Annotated in this window: 14 protein-coding genes; 8 read left to right on the top strand and 6 right to left on the bottom strand. The window is 54.7% G+C overall.

Annotated features, from left to right (window positions below):
* Window positions 1-311: 311 nt before the first annotated feature.
* The 5 genes from secD (at window position 312) to IK012_RS06420 (ending at window position 9063) form a co-directional block, all read left to right on the top strand.
* Window positions 312-2957 (top strand): protein translocase subunit SecD, encoded by a 2646-nt coding sequence (gene secD / locus IK012_RS06400; RefSeq protein WP_290952073.1) that lies wholly within the window; start codon window positions 312-314, stop codon window positions 2955-2957.
* 85 nt (window positions 2958-3042) lie between these two features.
* Complete coding sequence (locus IK012_RS06405) at window positions 3043-4740, top strand: FISUMP domain-containing protein (protein WP_290952076.1); 1698 nt, start codon at window positions 3043-3045, stop codon at window positions 4738-4740.
* Between the two features lie 187 nt (window positions 4741-4927).
* Window positions 4928-5773 (top strand): TIGR02147 family protein, encoded by an 846-nt coding sequence (locus IK012_RS06410; RefSeq protein WP_290952079.1) that lies wholly within the window; start codon window positions 4928-4930, stop codon window positions 5771-5773.
* On the top strand, window positions 5770-8004 hold the full coding sequence (locus IK012_RS06415; protein WP_290952082.1) for an FISUMP domain-containing protein: 2235 nt from the start codon (window positions 5770-5772) through the stop codon (window positions 8002-8004). The genes IK012_RS06410 and IK012_RS06415 overlap by 4 nt, the downstream gene beginning before the upstream one ends.
* 126 nt (window positions 8005-8130) lie before the next feature.
* Window positions 8131-9063 (top strand): magnesium transporter CorA family protein, encoded by a 933-nt coding sequence (locus IK012_RS06420; RefSeq protein WP_173378314.1) that lies wholly within the window; start codon window positions 8131-8133, stop codon window positions 9061-9063.
* Between the two features lie 189 nt (window positions 9064-9252).
* Here IK012_RS06420 and IK012_RS06425 read toward each other — a convergent pair whose 3' ends face one another.
* The 6 genes from IK012_RS06425 to IK012_RS06450 all read right to left on the bottom strand — a co-directional run bounded on the left by IK012_RS06425 (window position 9253) and on the right by IK012_RS06450 (window position 16109).
* Window positions 9253-10257: a polyprenyl synthetase family protein gene (locus IK012_RS06425; protein ID WP_290952090.1), complete on the bottom strand. Its 1005-nt coding sequence runs from the start codon at window positions 10255-10257 to the stop codon at window positions 9253-9255.
* A 1-nt stretch (window position 10258) separates the two neighbouring features.
* Window positions 10259-12199 (bottom strand): DNA topoisomerase (ATP-hydrolyzing) subunit B, encoded by a 1941-nt coding sequence (gyrB, locus tag IK012_RS06430; RefSeq protein ID WP_290952092.1) that lies wholly within the window; start codon window positions 12197-12199, stop codon window positions 10259-10261.
* Window positions 12200-12244: 45 nt separating this feature from the next.
* The gene (locus IK012_RS06435) at window positions 12245-12565 is read right to left on the bottom strand and encodes a DUF721 domain-containing protein (RefSeq protein WP_290952095.1); all 321 of its coding nucleotides are present in this window, start codon (window positions 12563-12565) and stop codon (window positions 12245-12247) included.
* 4 nt (window positions 12566-12569) lie between these two features.
* A complete protein-coding gene (locus tag IK012_RS06440) occupies window positions 12570-13343 on the bottom strand; it encodes an ABC transporter permease (protein ID WP_290952116.1) in 774 nt (257 codons plus the stop codon).
* Between the two features lie 18 nt (window positions 13344-13361).
* The gene (locus tag IK012_RS06445) at window positions 13362-15140 is read right to left on the bottom strand and encodes a S41 family peptidase (RefSeq protein ID WP_290952097.1); all 1779 of its coding nucleotides are present in this window, start codon (window positions 15138-15140) and stop codon (window positions 13362-13364) included.
* A gap of 117 nt (window positions 15141-15257) precedes the next feature.
* A complete protein-coding gene (locus tag IK012_RS06450; RefSeq protein WP_290952099.1) occupies window positions 15258-16109 on the bottom strand; it encodes an RNA polymerase sigma factor RpoD/SigA in 852 nt (283 codons plus the stop codon).
* A 203-nt stretch (window positions 16110-16312) separates the two neighbouring features.
* Here IK012_RS06450 and IK012_RS06455 point away from each other — a divergent pair, with 203 nt between their 5' ends.
* From IK012_RS06455 to IK012_RS06465, 3 genes are all read left to right on the top strand, one after another.
* Entirely contained in the window at window positions 16313-17527 is a 1215-nt protein-coding gene (locus IK012_RS06455; protein WP_290952101.1) for a sensor histidine kinase, read from the top strand.
* A 198-nt stretch (window positions 17528-17725) separates the two neighbouring features.
* Window positions 17726-19003, top strand: coding sequence for a hypothetical protein (locus IK012_RS06460; RefSeq protein WP_290952103.1), 1278 nt, complete (start codon window positions 17726-17728; stop codon window positions 19001-19003).
* Between the two features lies 1 nt (window position 19004).
* The gene (locus tag IK012_RS06465) at window positions 19005-21521 is read left to right on the top strand and encodes a hypothetical protein (protein ID WP_290952105.1); all 2517 of its coding nucleotides are present in this window, start codon (window positions 19005-19007) and stop codon (window positions 21519-21521) included.
* Window positions 21522-21584 lie beyond the last annotated feature (63 nt).

A 21584-nucleotide genomic window follows, 5' to 3' on the forward strand; every position in this document is an offset into this window, starting at 1 on the left:
GCCAACTAGGCGAGCTATCGCCCTAGGCAACATACCCTCCTTGTGCAGGTCGAGGACTCTTTGCCATTCTTCTTCTGTGTGTATTTTTGTCATGCTAGCCTCTAAAGTTGTGTCTAACTTTTGGGGTTCACATCAGGCGAAGGGGTGGAGAGCAACGTAGTGCGAGCCAGGGGGACCCCTCCCCCTCCATCCACTCAAAAAAGCCCCTTCTCACAGGCATTTCCGGCAACTAGTAACAAATTACTAGCGACGATTTTTCTACATTTGACCCGCAACTAAATGCGTATTAATGCCTTATTAAGGGATTACAGATGAACAAACATAAATTCGGCATGCGAGAATTCTTTATTCTCCTCGTCATTGCACTCTCGGCCTACACTGTTTGGCCCTCTATCCAGGTTCACACCAAGAAGGGCGAAGAGCAGAAGGCCTTCCTCAAGGAAAACCCGAAACTTGCAACTAGGTCCATCAACTTCGGCCTTGACCTCGCGGGCGGTACGAGCATCACGCTCCAGATCGACCCGTCCGGCCTCAAGGAAGATGACGATATCAAGGACATCCAGGCCCAGTCCCTGGAAATTATCCGTAACCGTGTTGACCAGTTCGGTCTTTCCGAACCGCAGATTTCTCCCTCCGGCGACGACCGCATCCTGGTCGAACTTGCCGGCGTGGATGATTCTACCGCCAAGTCGCTCGTGGGTTCTACCGCAAAGCTTGAATTCAAGATTCTCGCTGAATCTGAAAAGTTCAACACGACGCTCACCCTCATCGACCAGTACCTGACCCGTCAGACTACCGACGTGACCGCCGGCGACTCCGCCGCTACGGACAGCGCCGCCGTCAAGGACTCCACGGTCGCCGCCGCCGATACCGCAAAGCAGCTCTCCGATGAAGAACTCCTGAGCGGAAACGTCGCTACCGCCGAAGCCCCGAAGGCCGAAGACTCCGCCAAGACGGAAGAAACCGAAGCCGCACCGGCATCCGCGGTCGGGAAGGCTCTCAGCGCCTACTACATGAACGTCGGCAACGGTGGTTTCATCGCCGAAGAAGATATCGAGAAGGTCAAGAAGCTCCTCGAACTCGACGGTGTCAAGAAGCTCATCCCGCGTGACGTGAACTTCGCCTTCGGTAGCGGTCTCGAAAAGATCAAGAACGACTCCCCGGTGAAGGCCAAGCGCCTCTACTTGCTCAAGCGCCGCGCCGAAATGGGCGGTGACGATATCGTGAACGCCCAGCCGCACCGCATCTCTGACGGTGTGAGCGCCGGTGAAATCGCCGTGACCCTCAAGTTCGGCGGCATCGGTCCCAAGAAGTTCTCCGCTGTCACGGCCGCCAACGTCGGCAAGCAGATGGCCATCGTTCTTGACAACCAGGTCATCAGCGCCCCGCGCATCAACGAACGCATCCCGAACGGCGACGCCCAGATTACCGGTCTCGACGACATGGCCGAAGCCAACCGCCTCGCTGTCGTGCTCCGCGCCGGTGCCCTCAAGGCCCCGATGAAGATTATCGAAAGCCGTACCGTCGGTGCCACCCTCGGTGAAGAAAACATCGTCCAGGGCTTCGGTTCCGGTGCCATCGGTCTTATCCTCTGCTTGGTGTTCATGGTGGCCTACTACCGTCTCGGTGGTTTCATCGCGAGCATCGGTATGTTCATCAACACCCTCGTGACCGCCGCCGTGATGTCCGTGTTCAACGCGACCCTCACGCTCCCCGGTATCGCGGGCTTCATCCTCGTCGTGGGTATGTCGCTCGACGCGAACGTGATTATTTACGAACGTATCCGTGAAGAACTCAAGGCAGGCCTCACCGCTCGTGCAGCCGTCGCCAAGGGTTACGAACGCGCATTCGGCGCCATCTTGGACTCCAACTTGACGACCGTTCTCACTGGCCTTATCCTTTACAAGATCGGTACCGGTTCCGTGAAGGGTTTCGGTCTTACGCTTACTATCGGTATTCTCACTTCTCTCTTCTGCGCCATCACGCTCACCCGCGCCATCCTCGACTGGAAGCTCGCCAAGCGTGACGCCACGACGCTCTCTATCGGTAACGGTTTCAAGGCCATCAACGAAGCGAACCTCCCGATCATCCCGAACCGTCGCAAGTTCGGCATCATCTCGCTCGTTCTCATCGTGGCAAGCCTCGCCTGCATCGTCGTGAAGGGATTCGACTTCAGCATCGACTTCACTGGTGGTCAGGTTTACACCATCCAGTACCAGGACGACGCCAAGCACGAAAAGGACCTGAGCAAGGCACTCTCCGCTGCCGGCATTACGGGCACGAAGGTCCGCTCTCTCGGCGGTACTTCTGCCAACTCCTACCAGGTTAGCATGCGCGCTTCCGAAGACGCCCAGTTCGAAGTCAAGATGGCAGACGCCTTCAAGAAGGCCGGTCAGGAATGCGTCATCGTGGCCAAGGACAACGTCGGTCCGACCATCGGTAAGGAACTCCGCTTCAACGCGATCCTTTCCGTGATCCTCGCCTGGATCGGCATCCTGCTCTACGTGTGGTTCCGCTTCGGTAAGTTCGGTCTCGGCTTCGGTGTTGCCGCAGTGCTCGGCCTCGTGCACGATACCATCATCACGCTCGGCTTCATCTCCGCCTTCAGCCTCTCCTTCGACGGCGCCCTGATTGCCTCGCTCCTCACGATGATCGGTTACTCCGTGAACGACACCATCGTTAACTTCGACCGCATCCGTGAAAACACCCAGGTGTTCGGTTCCGCGAACTTCGGCGAGACCATCAACAAGTCCATGAACCAGTGCTTCAGCCGTACGGTGGTCACCTCTCTCACGACCTTGTTCGTGTGTGTGATCCTCGCCGTGAAGGGCGGTTCCTCCATCCGCGACTTCGGTCTCGTGCAGTGCTTCGGTATCCTCATCGGTACCTACTCCTCCGTGTGCATCTGCTCGCCGATCGTTCTCTGGTGGTCCAACCACTTCAAGAAGGGCGTGTAATAGCGACCAATCAATAGATTTCAAGAAGCCTCGGCATTGCGCCGGGGCTTTTTTGTATATATATTCCTAGTAAGGAGAATTCAGCATGAAACCCAGTTGGAAAGCTATCGCGATTCCCGCAATCGCTTTTTTTGCGGGCTGTAGCAACGTCGACACGATTGCGCAACTGCCCGACGACGATACCGCTGATTCAACCGAGAGTTCCTCATCGAACGCGCAGGCCGTCGACAAGTCTTCTGATTCAAAAGAATCATCTAGCGCACTGACCTGTTCGTCAAGCCAGCTGGAAAGTTCATCGAGCGTGCCCGCAAGTTCGTCAAGCACCCCTGCAAGCTCATCGAGCATGCCTGCAAGTTCATCGTTCGAAGAAAAGCCCGTCAGCAGTTCCTCCGCTGCACTCGACTGTTCTTCCGACACGTCCTGGCGGTGGTGCGTTCCGAAGGAAAGATACTTCAATCAAAATCTAGAGTACGGTACCCTAACCGACAATCGCGACGGCCGCACCTACAAGACCATTCTGATAAACGGCCTCACCTGGATGGCCGAAAATTTGAACTACGGCGACAGCGTCGCGACAAGCAGCCTGAAAGGAAACAGCTGGTGTTACAACGACAATCCGGCGCATTGCGAGGTGACGGGGCGCTTGTACACCTGGGCTGCGGCACTCGCAGCTTGCCCCTCAGGCTGGCACTTGCCAACAATAAGCGAGCTGGAATATCTCAATCCCGCAATTACGGGAAAAGAGGATTTAATCAAGTCCGCAATCGGATGGTACAAAGACGATTATGCCAACCGCAACGGAAACAACGCTTTAGGCTTTTCCGCACTACCCGCTGGTATTAGAACCGCCCAATCGGGAGAGTTCGCGCATGTCGGCGACCATACCGCCTACTGGAGCTCAACCATAGGCAAAGACGGCAAATCCTACTCTACGATGTTCATGAACGGCAACCCCTATCAAAATGTTTACCCCAAAGAGGACCGGAACACCGGAATCTCTGTCCGCTGCGTCATGGATATAGACAAGACGCTCCCCGGCTGGAGTTGGGATGTGCCGAAAGAAGCGCGATTCAATCCGAATGTCGCCTACGGCAGCATGACCGACGAACGAGACAACAAGGTCTACAGGACCGTCAAAATCGGCAACCGGACATGGATGGCCGAAAACCTGAACTATGCGGACAGCGTCAAGACCCCAAGCCTGAAAGGCAGAAGCTGGTGCCACGACAATATTCCGGCCCGTTGCGATATAGCGGGACGCCTGTATTCCTGGACGGCCGCCGTCGACTCCGTAGCACTCCCGACAAATCATCAGGAATGCGAAGAAAACACGGACTGCTATTTACCGGAAAAGTGGCAAGGCATTTGTCCCAACGGCTGGCACCTGCCCGACTCAACAGAAATGCTAGAACTGATCGCAGAAGCGGGAGGACCATTGTTGGCAGGAAGGAAACTCAAAGCGACAAACGGTTGGAATGGGCATACCCTCCGCTCGCAAATTTGGGACGTAAATGACTCATTCTACGTCTACGGCAACGGAACGGATGACTTCGGCTTTTCCATATTGCCAATCGAAGAAGCAAACAACCGACAGCATGCCGACGGCTCTATCAACACGTCATTTTATGATTATGGTTCCTCGGCAAGTTTCTGGTTTAACGGCACGTGTCACAATGAATGGTGCAACATCATGAGATTGTACTCAACAGATGATATATCTAACCCTACAAAAACATCATCCAAAAAAATAATCGGCAGGTCCGTTCGCTGCGTCAAGGACTAATTTTGGTGGTCCAGCCCCTTCAACATTTTCCCCGACTTCGGTCGGGGATTTTTTTTGCGTATTCCAGGAATACCCGAGGCGTATTCCAAATTGATGATTTTTTAGCACTTTCTGTAAAAATGGTAAAATTCGCATAAAATCGCAATTTATGTACACTTTTCGACATAGGGGAGTATATATTTGTCTTGTGAAGGACATCATTGAATATACGGATTACCGCAAGTTCATCCAGGATTACTACGACGAGCGCAAGCGTTGCTCGGCATTTTCCTGGCGCGAGTTTGCGCAGGCCGCAGGCTTCTCGTCGCCTGTCTACTTGAAGTATATTTGCGATGGAAAGAAAAACCTCAGTATCGGGGCGGCCGGCTCGGTGGCTAACGCCATGGGCCTTGCCGGTTTCGAAAACTCATATTTCGTCTTGATGGTCTCGTACGCCCATGCGAAGGGGGACGCCGCGAAGCGTGCCGCCTTCGAGGAACGATGCGCACTGGCGCGCGCACACAAGGTGCATATGCTCGGGGGCGACGAGTTCGATTACTTTAAATCGTGGAAGAATCCGGTATTGCGCGAACTGGCTCCGCATATGCCCGGAGCAAAGCCCCTCGAAATGGCGAGAGCCTGCGAACCGGCGATTACCGCGGCCGAGGTCTCCGAGACGCTCAATTTATTGGTGAAGCTGGGACTCCTGAAAAGAGACAAGAACGGCAATTACCGGCAGACGGAAAAGTCCGTCTCGATGAGCCGAGTAGACGCCGTTTCCATGGTCGCCAGCGATATGCAGCGCCAGATGGGCGAACTTGCGATAAAGGCTTTAAATTTGCCGCTTTCGGAACGCAGCATGTCGGGGACTGTCCTTGGCCTTACGCGCAAGTCCTATGAACAGATAAAAAAGGAAATCGTCAGTTTTCGCCGCCGTGTCGCAGCAATCGCGACACAAGACGACAAAACGGAACGGGTGTACCGCCTGAACGTGCAACTGTTCCCGATGAGCAAAGCATTGAACGAAAAATTTAAAGATGAGGGGACAAAATGAAAAATAGTTTGCTTAAAACCATCAAGAAAGGTCTGAATTCAGTCTTGTCACTAGCTTTCATTTCGATTGCCGTGACGGCGTGTTTCGACGGCTATGCAGGAGGCTCTTCGGACGATGAGGGCATTATCGCCATCTCCAACAAGTCGGTGGCGGGTGTTTCGCAAAAGGGGCCCTTCATGAAGGGGTCTACGGTGACCGTACAGGAACTGGCCGGAAAAACGCTCACGCAGACCGGCAAGAGTTTCAAGGGCACCATCAAAAGCAACAAGGGTGACTTTGTAATCAACAACATCAATCTAAAATCGCAGTATGCAATTCTCGAGGCTACAGGGTATTACCGTAGTGAAACCGGCTATGATTACAACGAGCCTTCTTCGGGAATGATAACGCTTCGTGCGCTGACGGACCTTTCCAACAGGAATACGGTGAACATCAACATACTCACGCACCTGGAATTCGACCGCGTGATGTACCTGGTGGAAAAGGGGCTAAGTCCGCAAAAAGCCAAGAATCAGGCCGAAGCAGAAATTTTCAACGCTTTCGGAATCCATGGTGAATTTGCAAGTCCCGAAGACTTGGATATTTTCCGTGAGGGTGAAGGGAATGCAGCATTGCTCGCCATCAGCATACTGATGCTCAATGAATTTTCGGAGGCTGAATTCACCGAATTCGCAGCCAATTTCGCCGCAGACATCGAGACCGACGGTACATGGGACAACGACTCCTCGAAGGCAAGACTTGCTGGATGGGCGAAAAATCACGACAGAAGTCTTTCGGGAATCCGTAAAGATATAGAAGAGTGGGATTTGGGCCCCGTTCCTAATTTTGAAAAATATGTGCGCAACTTCTGGTACATGATCTTTGGCTTTGAGGAATGCGGTGCCGAACAAGAAGGCTTAATGTCGGCTATAAAAAACGATTCTCTTTGTGAAATATTTTTCACAAAACAGGAAGAAGAGTATTATTCTCGCACGATTTGGGTCTGTGACCCTAGCGAACGCTTTGTTTGCAGGAACGGTATTTGGGATGAGGCGAGCGAATTTGAGAGCGACTTTTTCGGCACAGGCAAAATCAAAGGTGGCGAAGATGGCGAAATTTTTGTGGGAGTAAAAACAGGATCGTATTACGTGTATGATGATAGTTTGAAGAAATGGGTGCTGAAATTCGCTATTGAAGATGATGAAGACCTTATTTATGTTCCCAGATTCGCTTACGCCGATTTACTGACAATGGGTGTAGGGTGTACACTTAAACGAAATGGTGAAATGAGAATAAGCCAGGAAGGAGAGTATCGTATATGCAAAGATTCCTACTGGAAGACTGCAACCGAATTAGAGATCGATACTTATGGAGAATCGTGTTCCACGGAAACAGAGGGCGTTGTTGTTTTAGGAGCAGCAACTAGCAGCAACAAATACTATTGTTCACGAGGGAAGTGGATTAGCATGACCAATGGTTGGAACTGGGCCGTTCCGCAAGAGCTTCGCCTAAACCCGGATATCGTTTATGATAGCATAACGGACGAACGAGATGGTAGGGTCTATAAGACTGTCAAGATTGGCAACCAGACTTGGATGGCGGAAGATCTGAGTTACACCGATGCCACCGAAACACGTATTTTGAATAACAATTTTCTGTGCGTCGACAGCATGCGCTATATATGGGATTATAAAAGTAATATAGACTATCCTGGGGGAATGTATTTCATAGCGGATTCCTTTTCTACCGATGTGAGAGGGTGTGCTTATACTTGGATGGCAGCCATTAACTCGATAAAGTTAGAGAAAGATGCAGACAACCCCTTGGTTGGCAACTTAAAAACCACATGTGCTTTGGCAAGCCGCCGAGTGCAGGGAATTTGTCCTGACGGCTGGCACCTTCCCAATAACGACGAATGGAGCGAATTGATTACTGCTGTGGGGGGCGTCGAGACAGCTGGTAAGGCTCTAAAGTCGCAAACTGGGTGGAACAAAAAAAGCAATGGTTCGGATGACTTCGGTTTCTCCGCGCTTCCTGTGGGCTGGAGCAATGAAAGAGCCTATGGAGGAGGATCGGCCGACGCAGCAAGCAAAGGTGGCGAGCTAGCCTTTTTCTGGAGCGTTTCCGAGAATGTCGAGGACTGTACAAAGACTTACTATATAGTACTCAATACAGGAAATTCAATATTCCTTTATGGCGACGACAAGTCTAATCGTAAATTATCAAAAGCAATCCGCTGCGTCAAAGACTAATTTTTTACTATATGGCGCTCTTTCTGAACGCATATAGCGCGGCTCGGCAGCGACAAATTATTCAAATAGTTTGTCGCTCCACCCGCCTTTTACTATATTTGAACCCGTTCGATCAAAGGGGGCACCATGCTCAAGTATTACAAAATCGAATCGGGTCGCATCGCAGTCGCCCCGAACGAAGATGCAGCTGACATCGTCATCATGGGCTCCCTCAGCCAGGAACAACGCAGCGTCCTGGTCAAGGAATACGAGATTACCGAGCATACCATCGCCTCCGCATTCGACTCCGACGAGCTTTCCCGTATCGAATACGACGACGATTTCACCACGATAGTGTTCAAGAAGCCTAAGAACTACTCCGCGGCCGACAACTTCCAGTTCCGCGTGGAATCCTTCGGCATATTCATCTTCAAGGACTGGGTGCTGCTCCTGACCGACAGCGACATTCCCGTGATGGACGAGCGCCGCTTCTCCAAGATCGAGAGCCTGAACACGTTCGTACTGCGAGTGCTGAGCTACGCGATATCGCACTTCAACGAGCACCTGCGCATCATCAACCGCATCAACGACGACCTGGAGTTGCGCCTCAACACGTCGATGGAAAACAAGTACCTGCTCTCCATGTTCAGTCTGAACAAGGGCTTGATTTACTACGTGAGCGCACTCAACAGCAACGACACGCTGTTGCGCAAACTGCAACTGGGCCGAAGCCTCAACTGGACGGAGGCCGAACGGGAACTGCTCGAAGATATCCAGATTGAAAACGGCCAGAGCCTACAACAGGCAAACATCTACGCGAACATTTTGACGTCCATGATGGATGCGCGCGCAAGCGTCATCAACAACAACGTGAACCAGCTGATGAAGAACTTGACCATCGTGACGATTTCCATATCGCTCCCGACGTTCTTCGCAAGCTTGTTCGGCATGAACGTGAAGCTCCCCTTCGGCATGAACGGCGACGCGGGCATCGGTTCGCCCATCGCGTTCTGGGGCATCATCGCGGTCTGTATCCTGTCGGTGGTGGTGTTCCTCGCCTTCTGGATGCGAAGGAAATAGCCACTTCGTGGCCATTTTAAGCTACTAGTTCCAAGTTCTGAATTACTGAGGTTGCTTCGCAACAGTTCCGAGTTCTGAATTACTAGTTACTAGGATTTCTTATAGCGAGAAGTTTCTTGATAAAAGCTATACTAGTAACTAGTAACTGCCACGAAGTGGCCCTAGTAACTAATAACTGCACCGCAGGTGCTAGTTTCCGCGGTCGCTCATGCTCGAGAACATGGCGACAATCTCTTCGGTAAACTTGTTCTTCGGGAACTTCTCCGCAATCTCGAGCGCACGCTCCAGGTGCTCCTGAGCCTCGGTCTTCGCCTTGTCGAAGCTCTTCTTCGCATTCAGGCGCGCGATGATCTCGGCAGCGACACCCTCTTCGGATGCCCTACGGATAAAAGCTTCCATCTCGCCGCGTTCCGCGGCGTCGCAATCCTCGAAGTAGTACAAGAGCGGAAGCGTTATAAGCCCGTTCGAGAGGTCCGTGAACTTCGCCTTGTCCAGATTCTTCGAACCGTAGCCGTAATCGAGGAGGTCGTCAATAATCTGGAAGGCAAGCCCGAAGTGGGCGCCCATCTTGGCACATTCGTCCACAAGCGACTCGTCGAAGCCGGCCATGATTCCGCCCAGGCGCGACGCGGCCTCGATGAGCGCGGCCGTCTTGCGGTCGATAATCTCGTTGTACATGGCCCTGGAAAGCGTCATCTCGCCACAGTGGTCCAGTTCCATGATTTCGCCCACGATAAGCTTGTCGGCCGCATCGGAAATGATTACGGGCACGTTGCGCGCGGTCTCGTCAATGACGCAGCGCATGGACTGCGAAAGCACGTAGTCGCCCACGAGCACGGCCACCTGCGTCCCCCACTCCTTGTGAGCGGTCATCTTGCCGCGGCGCACTTCCGTACCGTCGATGATATCGTCGTGCACGAGGCTTGCAAGGTGCAAAAGTTCCACGCTCGCGCAGGCATGGGCCACGCGGTTCTTGTCGGGCGCAGTTTCCCCGCAGTTCGCGATAAGGCACAGGAGCGTCGAGCGGATGCGCTTGCCCTTGCGGCCAAACAGCGACACGAGGCGGTCAGAAATTCCCGCAGGTGCTTTCTCGGCCACCTGCATAATGACCTGCTCGGTCAGTTCAAGCTGTTCCTGGACGAGCCCGCGGGCTTGTCCCAGAACCACCTGGAAATCGGCTTTTGTCGGACTCATGCTAGATATCCAAATCGTTCAGGACCTTGTAGGCGTTCGTCTCGATGAACTTGCGGCGCGGTTCCACGTCTTCGCCCATGAGCATGCTGAAAATCTGGTCGGCGAGAACGGCGTCTTCCACGTAGCACTGCTTGAGGAAGCGGCTCTTCGGGTCCATCGTCGTCTCGTTCAGCTGCTCGGCAGACATTTCGCCAAGACCTTTGAATCGCGTGATGGTCACGTTCTTCTTGTCTTCGACTTCGGCCATGGCCTTGTCCTTTTCCACTTCGTCGAACAGGTAGCGTTCCTTCTGGCCCACCTTCAGCTTGAACAGAGGCGGCATAGCCAAGAAGATGTGCCCGGCATCGATAAGCGGGCGCATGTAGCGGAAGAAGAACGTGAGGAGGAGCGTCTGGATGTGGGATCCGTCCACATCAGCATCGGTCATGATGATGATCTTGTTGTAGCGCAGCTTCTCGATCTTGAATTCGGTGCCGATACCCGTACCGATGGCGTTCACCAGGTTCTGGATTTCCTCGGTATCGAGCACGCGGTGCAGGCTTGCCTTTTCCACGTTCAAGATCTTGCCGCGCAGCGGGAGGATGGCCTGGAATTCGCGGTTACGTCCGCTCTTCGCGGAACCGCCTGCGGAGTCACCCTCGACAATAAACATTTCGCATTCCTTCGGGTCGCGGCTACTGCAGTCCGCGAGCTTTCCCGGAAGGCCGCCGCTTTCGAGCACGTTCTTGCGGCGAGCGAGGTTACGGGCACGGTGAGCGGCTTCGCGAGCGAGCGCCGCATTGTACACCTTGTCCAAAATCACCTTGATGGCGTTCGGATTTTCCTGGAAGTATTCTTCCAGCTTAGCGCCGAACGCGGAGTTCACGTAGCTCGCGATTTCGGAGTTGCCGAGCTTGCGCTTGGTCTGGCCTTCGAACTGCGGCTGAGAAACCTTGATGGCGATGACGGCGGTAAGGCCTTCGCGGATATCGTCGCTCGTGATCTGGGCTTCTTTCTTGCCCTTGGGCATTTCTTGTGCGAACTTGCCGATGACGCGGGTAAGGGCCGTCTTGAAGCCCGTCACGTGTGTACCGCCGTCATAGGTATTTACGTTGTTCACAAAGCTGAAGAAGTTTTCCTGATAGCCGTCGTTGTACCACATGGCGACCTCGAGCGGGTATTCGCCATTGGGCAGCACCAGGTGGATGGGTTCACTGAACAGCGGAGTGCGGTGTTCGTCCACGTAGCGCACGAATTCGGAGACGCCGCCCGGGAAGCAGAACGTATCGCTCACCTTGTTTTCGGGGTCGCGCTCGTCGGTAAGAGTGAGCCTAAGCCCGCTCATGAGGAAGGCGAGTTCGCGGAAGCGCGTGGCCAGCGTATCGTACACGTAGACCGTCTCGCTGAAAATCGTATCGTCCGGGTAGAACTCGACGCTCGTGCCGGTCGTACCGTCGGAAGGCCCGACATCGACCTGCGGGCCGCAGGGGATACCGCGGGAGAATTCCTGCTTCACGACGCGGCCATTGCGGCGCACCGTAACCACGAGCTTGTTCGAAAGCGCATTCACGCAGCTCACGCCCACGCCGTGCAGGCCTGCAGAAACCTTGTACGAATTGCTGTCGAACTTGCCGCCCGCGTGGAGCTTGGTCATCACCACCTCGATGGTGCCGATGTGTTCCTTCGGGTGGATATCCGTCGGGATGCCGCGCCCGTTGTCGGTCACGCGGATGCCGTTGCCCGGCAAAATCGAAATTTCGATATGGTTGCAGAAGCCAGCGAGAGCCTCGTCGACGGAGTTGTCCACGACTTCCCACACCAAGTGGTGGAGTCCTCGGATATCGGTCGACCCGATGTACATGGCGGGGCGGACACGCACTGCTTCCAGGCCTTCGAGGACGGTAATGCTCGAACCGCTGTACGCCTCTTCAGCCTTCTTCAATTCTTCAGATTCTTCTGCCATATATCCTCTAAAAACATCTCATAGAATTCGCACGGGAACCCACGTTCAGGCAAAGCGAATCGCCTGTATAAACGGCTCTCCGAGCAGCGTATTACACCTGTCAATAATAGCTTTTTTTTGCAAGAAAAGTTCGCTCCGCCAGGCCGAAGAAGCGGCCTTCAGCACCAGCGTCCGCTTGTCCAATTTCACGATTTCCACATGGGGCAAAACGGCCTTCCCGACGATGTCCCCGAAGTGTTCCGAAATGGTCTGGAGGTGCATGTTTTCGTCGATGCGTGTCTTCTTCAGCACGCGTTCCAGAAGCACGCTCACGTCCATGACGCGTTCGCCTGTAAACCCGTATCCTTTCCGCTTTTTTTCTGGCATGGAGCTACACGAGCAGGAGTTTCGAAAGCGTGAAACCGCCGATGAGAATGCTTGTCATACCGGCCACCACGGTGGCCTTGGTGCTCTTGCCCACGCCCTCGGCACCGCTATGGGTGAAGAACCCGAAGAAGCAGGCGTAGCTCGAAATAAAGTAGCCGTAGAGGGTCGCCTTGATGAGGCCCACCACCAAGTCCCAGTTGTGGTAGAACATGCGCACGCCGTAGAAGAACACCGACCACGAGACTTCCTTGTAGAGGTGCGCGACTTCGTAGCCGCCGGCGATGCCGATAAAGATGCTTATGACGGTGAGCGTCGGGAGCATGACGACCGTTGCGATGAGGCGCGGCGCCAGCAAGAACTTGTAAGGGTTCAGGCCCAATACCTTGTACGCATCGAGCTGCTCGGTCACGGCCATCGTCCCGAGTTCGGAACACATCGAGGCGCCGATACGGCCGGCAAGCACCATCGCCGTAAGGATGGGGCAGAGTTCCACCATCACCGACTTGCCCACAGCCATGCCCACGAACATCATCGGGATCATGTCACCGAACTGGTAGGCTAGCTGCCACGACATGATGGCGCCAGTCGCAAGCGACGCGGCAAACACCACGGGGATACTCGTCACCCCCACGCGGTGCATCTGTTCCACCGTCGTGTGAAGGTTAGAGAATGCACCGGGAATATTCTTGAAAAGTTCCCACACGAACTTGAGGTAATTCCAGACCGTGCGCAGGAACCTTTTCTCGAAACGCCCGAGGGCTTCCGCTATGGCATTCATCACGTTCACAGACGAGGCCTATTTCTTTTTCTTCTGTTTGGGCTTCGCGGCCAGCGGGTGCTTGCCCGGGCCCGAAATCGTCTTCTTGAAGAGGGCGTCGTTGGAAAGGTACTTGATGGCTTCCTTCAGCTGCTCGTCGCGCTTGAGCGAGAAAGCCGTGCTCACGGAATCGCCGACCATCGCGGTCAGGAGTTCGCGCTTGATGCCGTCCTTGATGTAATCCTTGTTTTCGTCGAACTGGGCGTCACGCTTGTTCTCGAGGGCCTTGCGCATTTCGGTAAGGCGCTTCGAAAGCGTCGTGTCCGTAACCGTCTTCGAGCTGTCGCCCATGTAGTTCTGTTCGGCGACGATGCTCTTCTCGAGCTGGTCCACGCCCACGAGAGCGTTGCTCTTCACCTTCACGAAGTTCGTGTCCTTCATGCAGAATTCCTTGAACTGCGTGTACAGGGAATCCGGCACGACCCAGTTGGCGTCCATCTTCACGCCGGCCTTGTCGAGCATGGGGCGGACCTTCACGGCGAACTTGAAGTACATCGCCATGCGTTCCTGCACCTGCACCACCCACGGCATCGGGGAAAGTTCCACGTCCACGTCGGGCTTGATACCGCCACCGCCGAACATCATGCGGCCGTTGTTGGTATAGAACGTATCGCGCGACACGGTATCCTTCTTCACGGAATCCGCGGATGCGCCTTCCTCTTCTTCGGCAGGTTCCTCTTCTTGCAGCTTGAGGCCCTTGATGCCGTTTTCGGGCTTGTTGATGCAGCGGCCGAACGGCAGGTAGTAGAATGCCGTCGTGAGCTTCAGGGCGTTGCCCTGGTTATCGAGCGGGAAAATAGTCTGCACGGAACCCTTGCCGAACGAGGTCTTGCCGACCACGAGCGCGCGGTCCCAGTCCTGGAGAGCGCCGGAAACAATTTCAGCGGCACTTGCGGAACCCTGGTTCACGAGGACCGCCATGGGCACCTCGGGGCCGATCATTCCGTCACGGCGGGCGCGGCTTTCGGTGCGCTGCGTACGGCCGAGCGTAGACACGATCACGTTCCCCTGCTTGAGGAAGAGTTCGCTAATCTCGATGGCCTGGTTCAGGAGTCCGCCCGGGTTGTAGCGCACGTCCAGAATAAGCTTCTTCATGCCCTGCTTCTTGAGGCCGCGGATGGCGTTTTCCACGTCGCTCGTGGTCTTGTCGCTGAAGGTGGCGAGCTTGATGTAGCCGATATCCTTCGTGACCATGCCGTAATACGGCACCGCATGCACCACGATTTCAGCACGGGTAATGGTGAAATCCATCAGGTCGGGAACGCCTTCGCGCTGGATGGAGACCGTCACGTCGGTGCCGATCTTTCCGCGGAGCTTGCTCACGGCGTCGTCGAGGGAAAGGCCCTTCGTGTCCTTGCCGTCAATCTTACGGATACGGTCGCCCGCACGGATGCCGAGCCTGAAGGCGGGCGTTCCGGAAAGCGGGGAAATCACGGTAAGCACGTTGTCGCGCAGGCTGATGGTAATGCCCACGCCGCCGAACTTGCCTTCCATGGAGACCTTGAGGCCTTCGTAGTCCTTCGGGGTGAACACCGTCGTATGCGGGTCCAGAATGTCGCGGATGCCGTTCAAGGCGGCATCGGTCAGTTCCGTGGGGTTCACGTCTTCCACGTACTTGCGGTTGACTTCGGAAAGGACCTTGTTCAGGCGAGAAACTTCATCGTAAAAATCGCCGGGAGGAGTCTTCGAGTCGCCCGCGGCGAGAGTCAGGGAGGCCGCGGAAAGCGCGACCACAAGAGAATTGCGTAAATTCATCATATTGAAAACCATATGCGTTAAAAATACAATTTCACGGGGCCAAAGTTCGGACAGAAGCGGAAAAAACCGGCCTTTAAAAGACCGGTTTTTAGGATAAAAGGAGAGAGAAAAAGAAAATCAGGCGGCTTCGTTCAAAATCCGATGAATTTGTTCAGTCTTGAGCTTAGCCAAAGCGGATTCCTTGAGCTGGCGGACCCTTTCCTTGGAAAGCCCGACCATCGGGGCGACTTCCTTGAGGTTCAAGTCCGAATCCATAGCGAATCCGAAGTAAAGTCTTAAGATATCGAGCTCCTGCTCGGTAAGGTTGTCGCGCATCACCTTCTGGAATACATCAGAGCGGTTTTTGCGTTCGGCAAGCTTGTCGGTGCGGGAGGCCGAAGCGATAGTGTCACCGAGAGTCGCGTCGCCGTCTTCGCTGACGGGAGTATCGAGGGACTTGGCGCGGTTATCCATCATGAGAACCTTCTCGATGGCTTCGCCCTTGTACTTCGATACGCCGGCAAGGCTTTCCGGGTCGAGAACGTAGCTGCCGCCCACGACCTGGCGGAGTTTGCCGCCCTTCTTCGCGAATCTGCGGAGCACGAGTTCCTTTTCGGCGCTGATGCGGACCATGCGGCCCTTCTCGGCGATGGCGCGGGTGATGTTCTGGCGGACCCACCACACGGCATAGCTGATAAACTTGATTTTCTGCTTCGGGTCGAAACGGCGGGCGGCTTCCATGAGGCCCATGTTGCCTTCGCTGATAAGCTCGCACACATCGAGTCCCTGACCCTTGTAGAGGTTGGCGATATTCACCACGAAGCGGAGGTTGGACTTGACAAGCATATCCATGGCCTCGCGGCTACCCTGCCTGATCTTCGCGAGCAGGAGAGTTTCCTGTTCCCTAGTGAGCAGAGGATATTTTGAAATATCGTTCAGGTACTGGAAGTACACATCCCTTTCTTCCCTGTTGCGCGTATTCATCATCATAATATTACCTCTGTCGTTACGGGTTCGTGGTTCGTTGTTCTTTACATGTTCAAATTTACCTCCGTAACGCCCTGACTGTGTCAGTATCGAGAATGGGGCTTGCAAAAGTTAAATTGTATTTTTGTCGTTTTTTTTTGCACTTTCGTCATGAATTTGTCACGGCAGGCCTTTAAAAAAGGGTTTTTTGACTTATTTTTGGGTATATGACCATAAAAAGGACCGCAAAAGCCGTTACAAAACTACTCGAAAGCAACCGCGAAACGCTCGAGGGAATGCAAGAAGCAAGCTTCCTGCGCAGCGAGAAGATCATCAACGACCTTCTCCGTGAAGAGAAGAAGAGTTTCAACTACCCCATTCCCCCATTCGTCCCGCTGCTGCTGATCTGGATATTCATACTCCTGTTCCCGCTGGCCACTTTTCTCGATCCTTCCGTCATTACCTCCCCCAAGATTAACGCGAGGGGAGTCGTAGGCTTCTACGTTCCCTTCTGCACCACGACGCTCATCTTCTTTCTCAACCAGAAGTTCCTCGTCCCGAGTTGCGTATTCAAGAAGCACTACATACCCTTCGTCATCCACAACGCAATACTTGTCATAGGCGCCATCTTTGTTCGCGAAGTCGCATTCTTCCTTCTCGAACGCAACCCCGGCGAAGGCATTGCCTACTTCTTCACCTCGTACTGTTTCTCCAACATGAAGGGAGGGCACTTCTCCTTCATTACGGTCATATTGTTCTCCATTCTCGTTGGATTCGTCTGCGGCATCAGCATTTTGTACAACATTGTTCTTAGGCATACCTTGCGAGCGTTCCTGCAACGCGAACAGAAAAGCATGGCCCTGCAATACGAACTCGACTTCCTCAAGAACCAGCTGAGTCCGCACTTCTTGTTCAACACGCTGAACAACATCTCGGCACTTATCCAGTTCGACCCCAAGCGCGCCGAAGAAGCCATGGCAAAACTATCGAAGCTCCTGCGCGTGATGCTCTACCAGACATCGGACAGCACCATCCCCATAAAGGAAGACATCGACATCTTAAAGAAATATGCCGACCTGGAAAAGCTCCGGCTTGACAGCAGCTACGATTTGCAATTCAACGTGGACCTCGAAAACGAAGACTTCCAGATAGTGCCGCTCATCGCGATGCCGCTCGTGGAAAACGCCATCAAGCACAGCGTGAACCCGAACGGGAAAAGTTTCGCGCACATCAGCATAGAACAGAAAGGCTGCGGAGTACAGATCCATACCGAAAACTCGAATTTCCCGCGCAAGAAGAAATCGAACGAAGGCGGGCTCGGGCTTGCCACCTTCACAAAGCGCCTCGACCTGACCTACCAAGGACGCTACGAATACAAGACCGAAGTCGTCGACAACGTCTACAAGGCGACTTTGATATTAGTCAGCGAAAAAACGACCTAAGCAGGTGATTAATCGGCAAAAGCGCCGATTTCGATAAAAATTTTCTCCAGAATCCTCCTTTACGGGGGATTTTCGTTTATATAGTTTTGAACTTACTACATTCAGGTTCCCCGGAAAATCCAGCCGATTGTTCCCGCGGGGCTTAGGCAATGGCCGGACGGCCATTTTTTCTAGATGCATCATTGATGGAGAATCCCTATGGCAAATAGGATTCTGAAAGGCGCTGTATTCGCAGGCCTCGTGCTGGCATCTGCAGGCAACGCCGAAAACTGCAAGGAAACCGTCCTGTACGACGGTTCCAATTACAACGGACAAATGGAAGAATCCGGACGCACGTTCCCCGAGGCTCCGGAATGGAGAGCGAACTGGGGCGATTTCGACAACATGAGAGCCCCCTACATAAGGCTTTCGGGCATCAAGAACAAAGCCGCCGACTGGACAGGAACGCTTACGTTGCAGGGGCTCCCCGCCTCAATCGGAGGAGGGACGCTCAGCATAGCGGCGCGCTCCACCCAGGATGCCAAATTCGGGGTATGGCTCGTAGGCGGCGCGGGCGCAGGCAACGTCGTATTCCACACGCTGAAAGCGAACCGCACGCAAGCGATTTCCATCGCGGTCAAGGACCTGCTCGGAAGCGCGGGCGCCACGGCGAACAAGGTGGGAATCGGCCTGTTCGGCGTACCCGCGTACCAGTACACCACTCTGTTCGTGGACAACATCAAGCTTTCGTGCGTCGGCAACGGCTCCGGAACGCAGGCCGGGGCGCACGCGGGCGCCGGAAGTTCAGTCACTGCGGGGAATGCGGATTACTTTTTCCGCGAGGTGAATCCCGCATCGAGCGAGAGGGATTTTTATGGAGAGCCGGTACACGACGCGAAAAAGGCCCTCGGCGAGGATACCCGCAGGGAACTTTCGAAAAGGACCGCGAGGCAATTCGTACTGACCGAGCACGAGCACCAGCAAGTCACGAAATTCCAGACCGCAAAGGACCTCTCGCCAGAGGAATCCCGCAACGGATGGTACAAGAGCATGTTCACCGTCGACAGGAACCGCCTGAAGGACAGCGTAATCGCAAGCCCCAAAAACCTTTTCCTGGAAGCGGGAGAAATCGCCGCCGCCACCGGGAACCATACCATCCCCGTGCTGATCGCCGACCTGGACTACGCCATAAAATACTTCACCGACACGACCTTCAAGAAAACTGAATTCGAGGACTTTCACCTGCTTCTGGCCGGGCTCCCCGTAAGCGGCGCGGGCGGTTCCAGAATTAAGTTCGTCTACGACCCGTATTTTGTCGCGACGACCCGGAGCAGCCTCCCCCGCATGGAAATCTGCGTGAAAAACAAATGCGAGACCGTATCGCCTAGAACCGGGATGGATTTCGAATTCGATTCCGCGGGGGAACAGACCATCGTCGTGAAACTGAGCTCGGACAACGTAAACACGCAACAGGACCTTAAACTGGAGGTGAAGTAACATGAAACCGTTCGCACATCTCGTTTCGGCGGCATGCATCGCCCTTGTTTCCGGAGCGCACGCCACATCGTACGACCTGCACCTCTTCAACGTAATCAACAACCCGTGCATCTCGACATCCGGCAACCGTTTTTCGCCCTGCTTCACAAATGACGGGCAACCCAACATTTCCACCGCACCGGCAAGGGTCCGTTTCAGGGTGATCGACCCCGTGGTCGACGAGGCGGCAGCGTACAAGATTGCGCTCAGCCGGCCGTTCTTCATCATCGACGGCATCCACCTGAGTACCGACGAGGCAAGAACCCTCGACCAACTCGAAGAAGAGACGCAGGCCTTCGGCATTCCCGACATACTCAGGAATCTCGGGTACACGCCCGTACTCGTGCAGTTCGCGCAGACGGTGCGAACCTCCCTGCAGGCCAACGCGAAAACCCTCGCAAGCCTGCTCGCCTTTTTGAGCGACAACGCGCTCATTTCGTTCCCGAACAGGCGCGAAGACGGCTTTGTCGTACTCGGGATAAGCCAGGGCGGCATCATCGGGCGCTACGGAGCGTACCTGTACGATTCTTCGCGAAAGGCGACCGACGCGCCCGTGCGATTCTACGCTTCGCTAGACTCGCCGCACCAAGGTGCGGTGATGCCGCGCGGGCTCATTTCCACCATCGATTTCTGGGCGAACAAGGCGGGCGTCGCTTCGGCGGAAGCGTTCTACGACCTGATTTCGAGCCCGGGGGCGCGCGATTTGCTGCTCTACGATACGCAGGCGGGAAACGACACGTACGAGGTAAAGACCGGAAAGGAACGGTTCCTCTTCGGCGAATACCGGAAGGCGGCAAACTACAAGGGATTCCCGGCGGTTCTGCTTGCGCAGGGCCAGATGAAGGGAAAAGAGCCGCAGCACGCGTCGGTGTACTACAGCCTGAACCGTTCCGCACGCCGGGACGGCGAAGTCTGGGGACACGCCGAAAGTTCCATGAGGCCCTCCAGCAAGGAATCCGAGAGCTTTTCGCACAACCACGTCTACGAATACCTGAGCTCTAACGAGACGGCCGATCCCACGGGGAAAGCGCAACTCGACTTTATCCAGGGAAGCACCTACCCCTTCGCGAGAACCATGTACAAATCGCTGCGCGAAGGCATGCTCGAAGCCATTCCCGACGACCTTTCCTACACCATCAAGCCATTCGGGCTCGCGCTCTACACCATCAAATTCACGAACGCATGGGAAGAGGACTCGCTCTACCAGGGTTTCAGCACGTTCATACCGACGGCGAGCGCCATGGACTTGCAATGCGGCGGCGACCTTTCCATACGTTCGAACTGCGCGGCCAGCACCACTTACGAAGGCTTCCCGTTTGAAAATCCGGGCAACCGCTCCACCGCGAAGGCCGTGTACGCGGTCGACCCGACGCACCCCCGGTACAGCGAACCCATCAGCGGGAGGCACATTGAATCGCCCGTCAACAAGGACGGCAGCGTAGACAGCACCGTTCTCAAGGGCATGCAGACCGAAATCTGGCGCCTGTTCTGCGAGCTGGCGAAAGTCGATTACAACAGCGCGAACGGAGAATTCCGCAACGTGAAACTCACCGGCATGTTTTCGCCCACGACGAGCTGCATGGACCGTTCCGCCATGCCCGAGCTGATTGCGAACGGCGGCGTGTTGCAGACAAAAAAATTCGGCTACATCCGTTACGACTACAACAGCGGCGCTACCGAAAACGATGCGGAGGCGACCTTCACGCTTCCCTCCGGATGGCAGCGCGTGGCCCTGGTCGACAACGCGAAGGACGTGCCCGAAGGCGCCATTTTCGAGACGGAAATCCGGGCGACCAACCCGAAGGGCAACTGGATGAAGGCGGAACTCCTGCTTACCCCGGGCCGGAACGGAGGCGGCCAGGTGCAACTCGACGAAGTAAAAGTCCCGCAGGACGGGTTTTTCCATACCATCCGCTGGCAGATGCCCACCGCAAAGGGCGCGATGGCGAAATACCGCTGGTTCCGCCTGGTGCTCAATTCGAACGGGGCAACCATCACCATGCGCCGCCCGAGGCTCCTGACCACATTCAAGACATTCGACAAGAAGCCCGCGGGCATCGCAAGCGCAAGCCTTTTCCCGTCCAGCTACAAGACGGTCAACTGGAACGCCTCCACCACGATAAAGCAGGTAAAAATCGGGAACGAGAGCGCGACCGAATTCGCCTTCAAGGAGCGGTATGCGGGCATACACCTCGATTTCGAAGGCACCTTCTCGTTCGACAATTACAAGGAACTGAACGTGGAATACCTCGGGTCCACCTGCAGGAACAGCGAGATCTATTTTGGTACAAATTCGCACGGAAAAGTCAATCTTGGTAACAACTCTATGCAAAATGCAATTGTTAACAAAGTTTTACCGCTTAGGGATATCGTGAACACCGATGTCACCGCCGGCAACGGCTTTTCCGCGTCACGCTTGACGTTGCAGGCCCTAAGCGCGAACGAAACCTGTACAATACGCTCGATAAAGCTGCAATAGGCGCCCATTGACGCGAAATGTAGAATAACATAATTTTCAATTTATACACAATGCGCTGGGGGC

The sequence above is a fragment of the Fibrobacter sp. genome (genome assembly GCF_017551775.1).
Taxonomy (GTDB): domain Bacteria; phylum Fibrobacterota; class Fibrobacteria; order Fibrobacterales; family Fibrobacteraceae; genus Fibrobacter.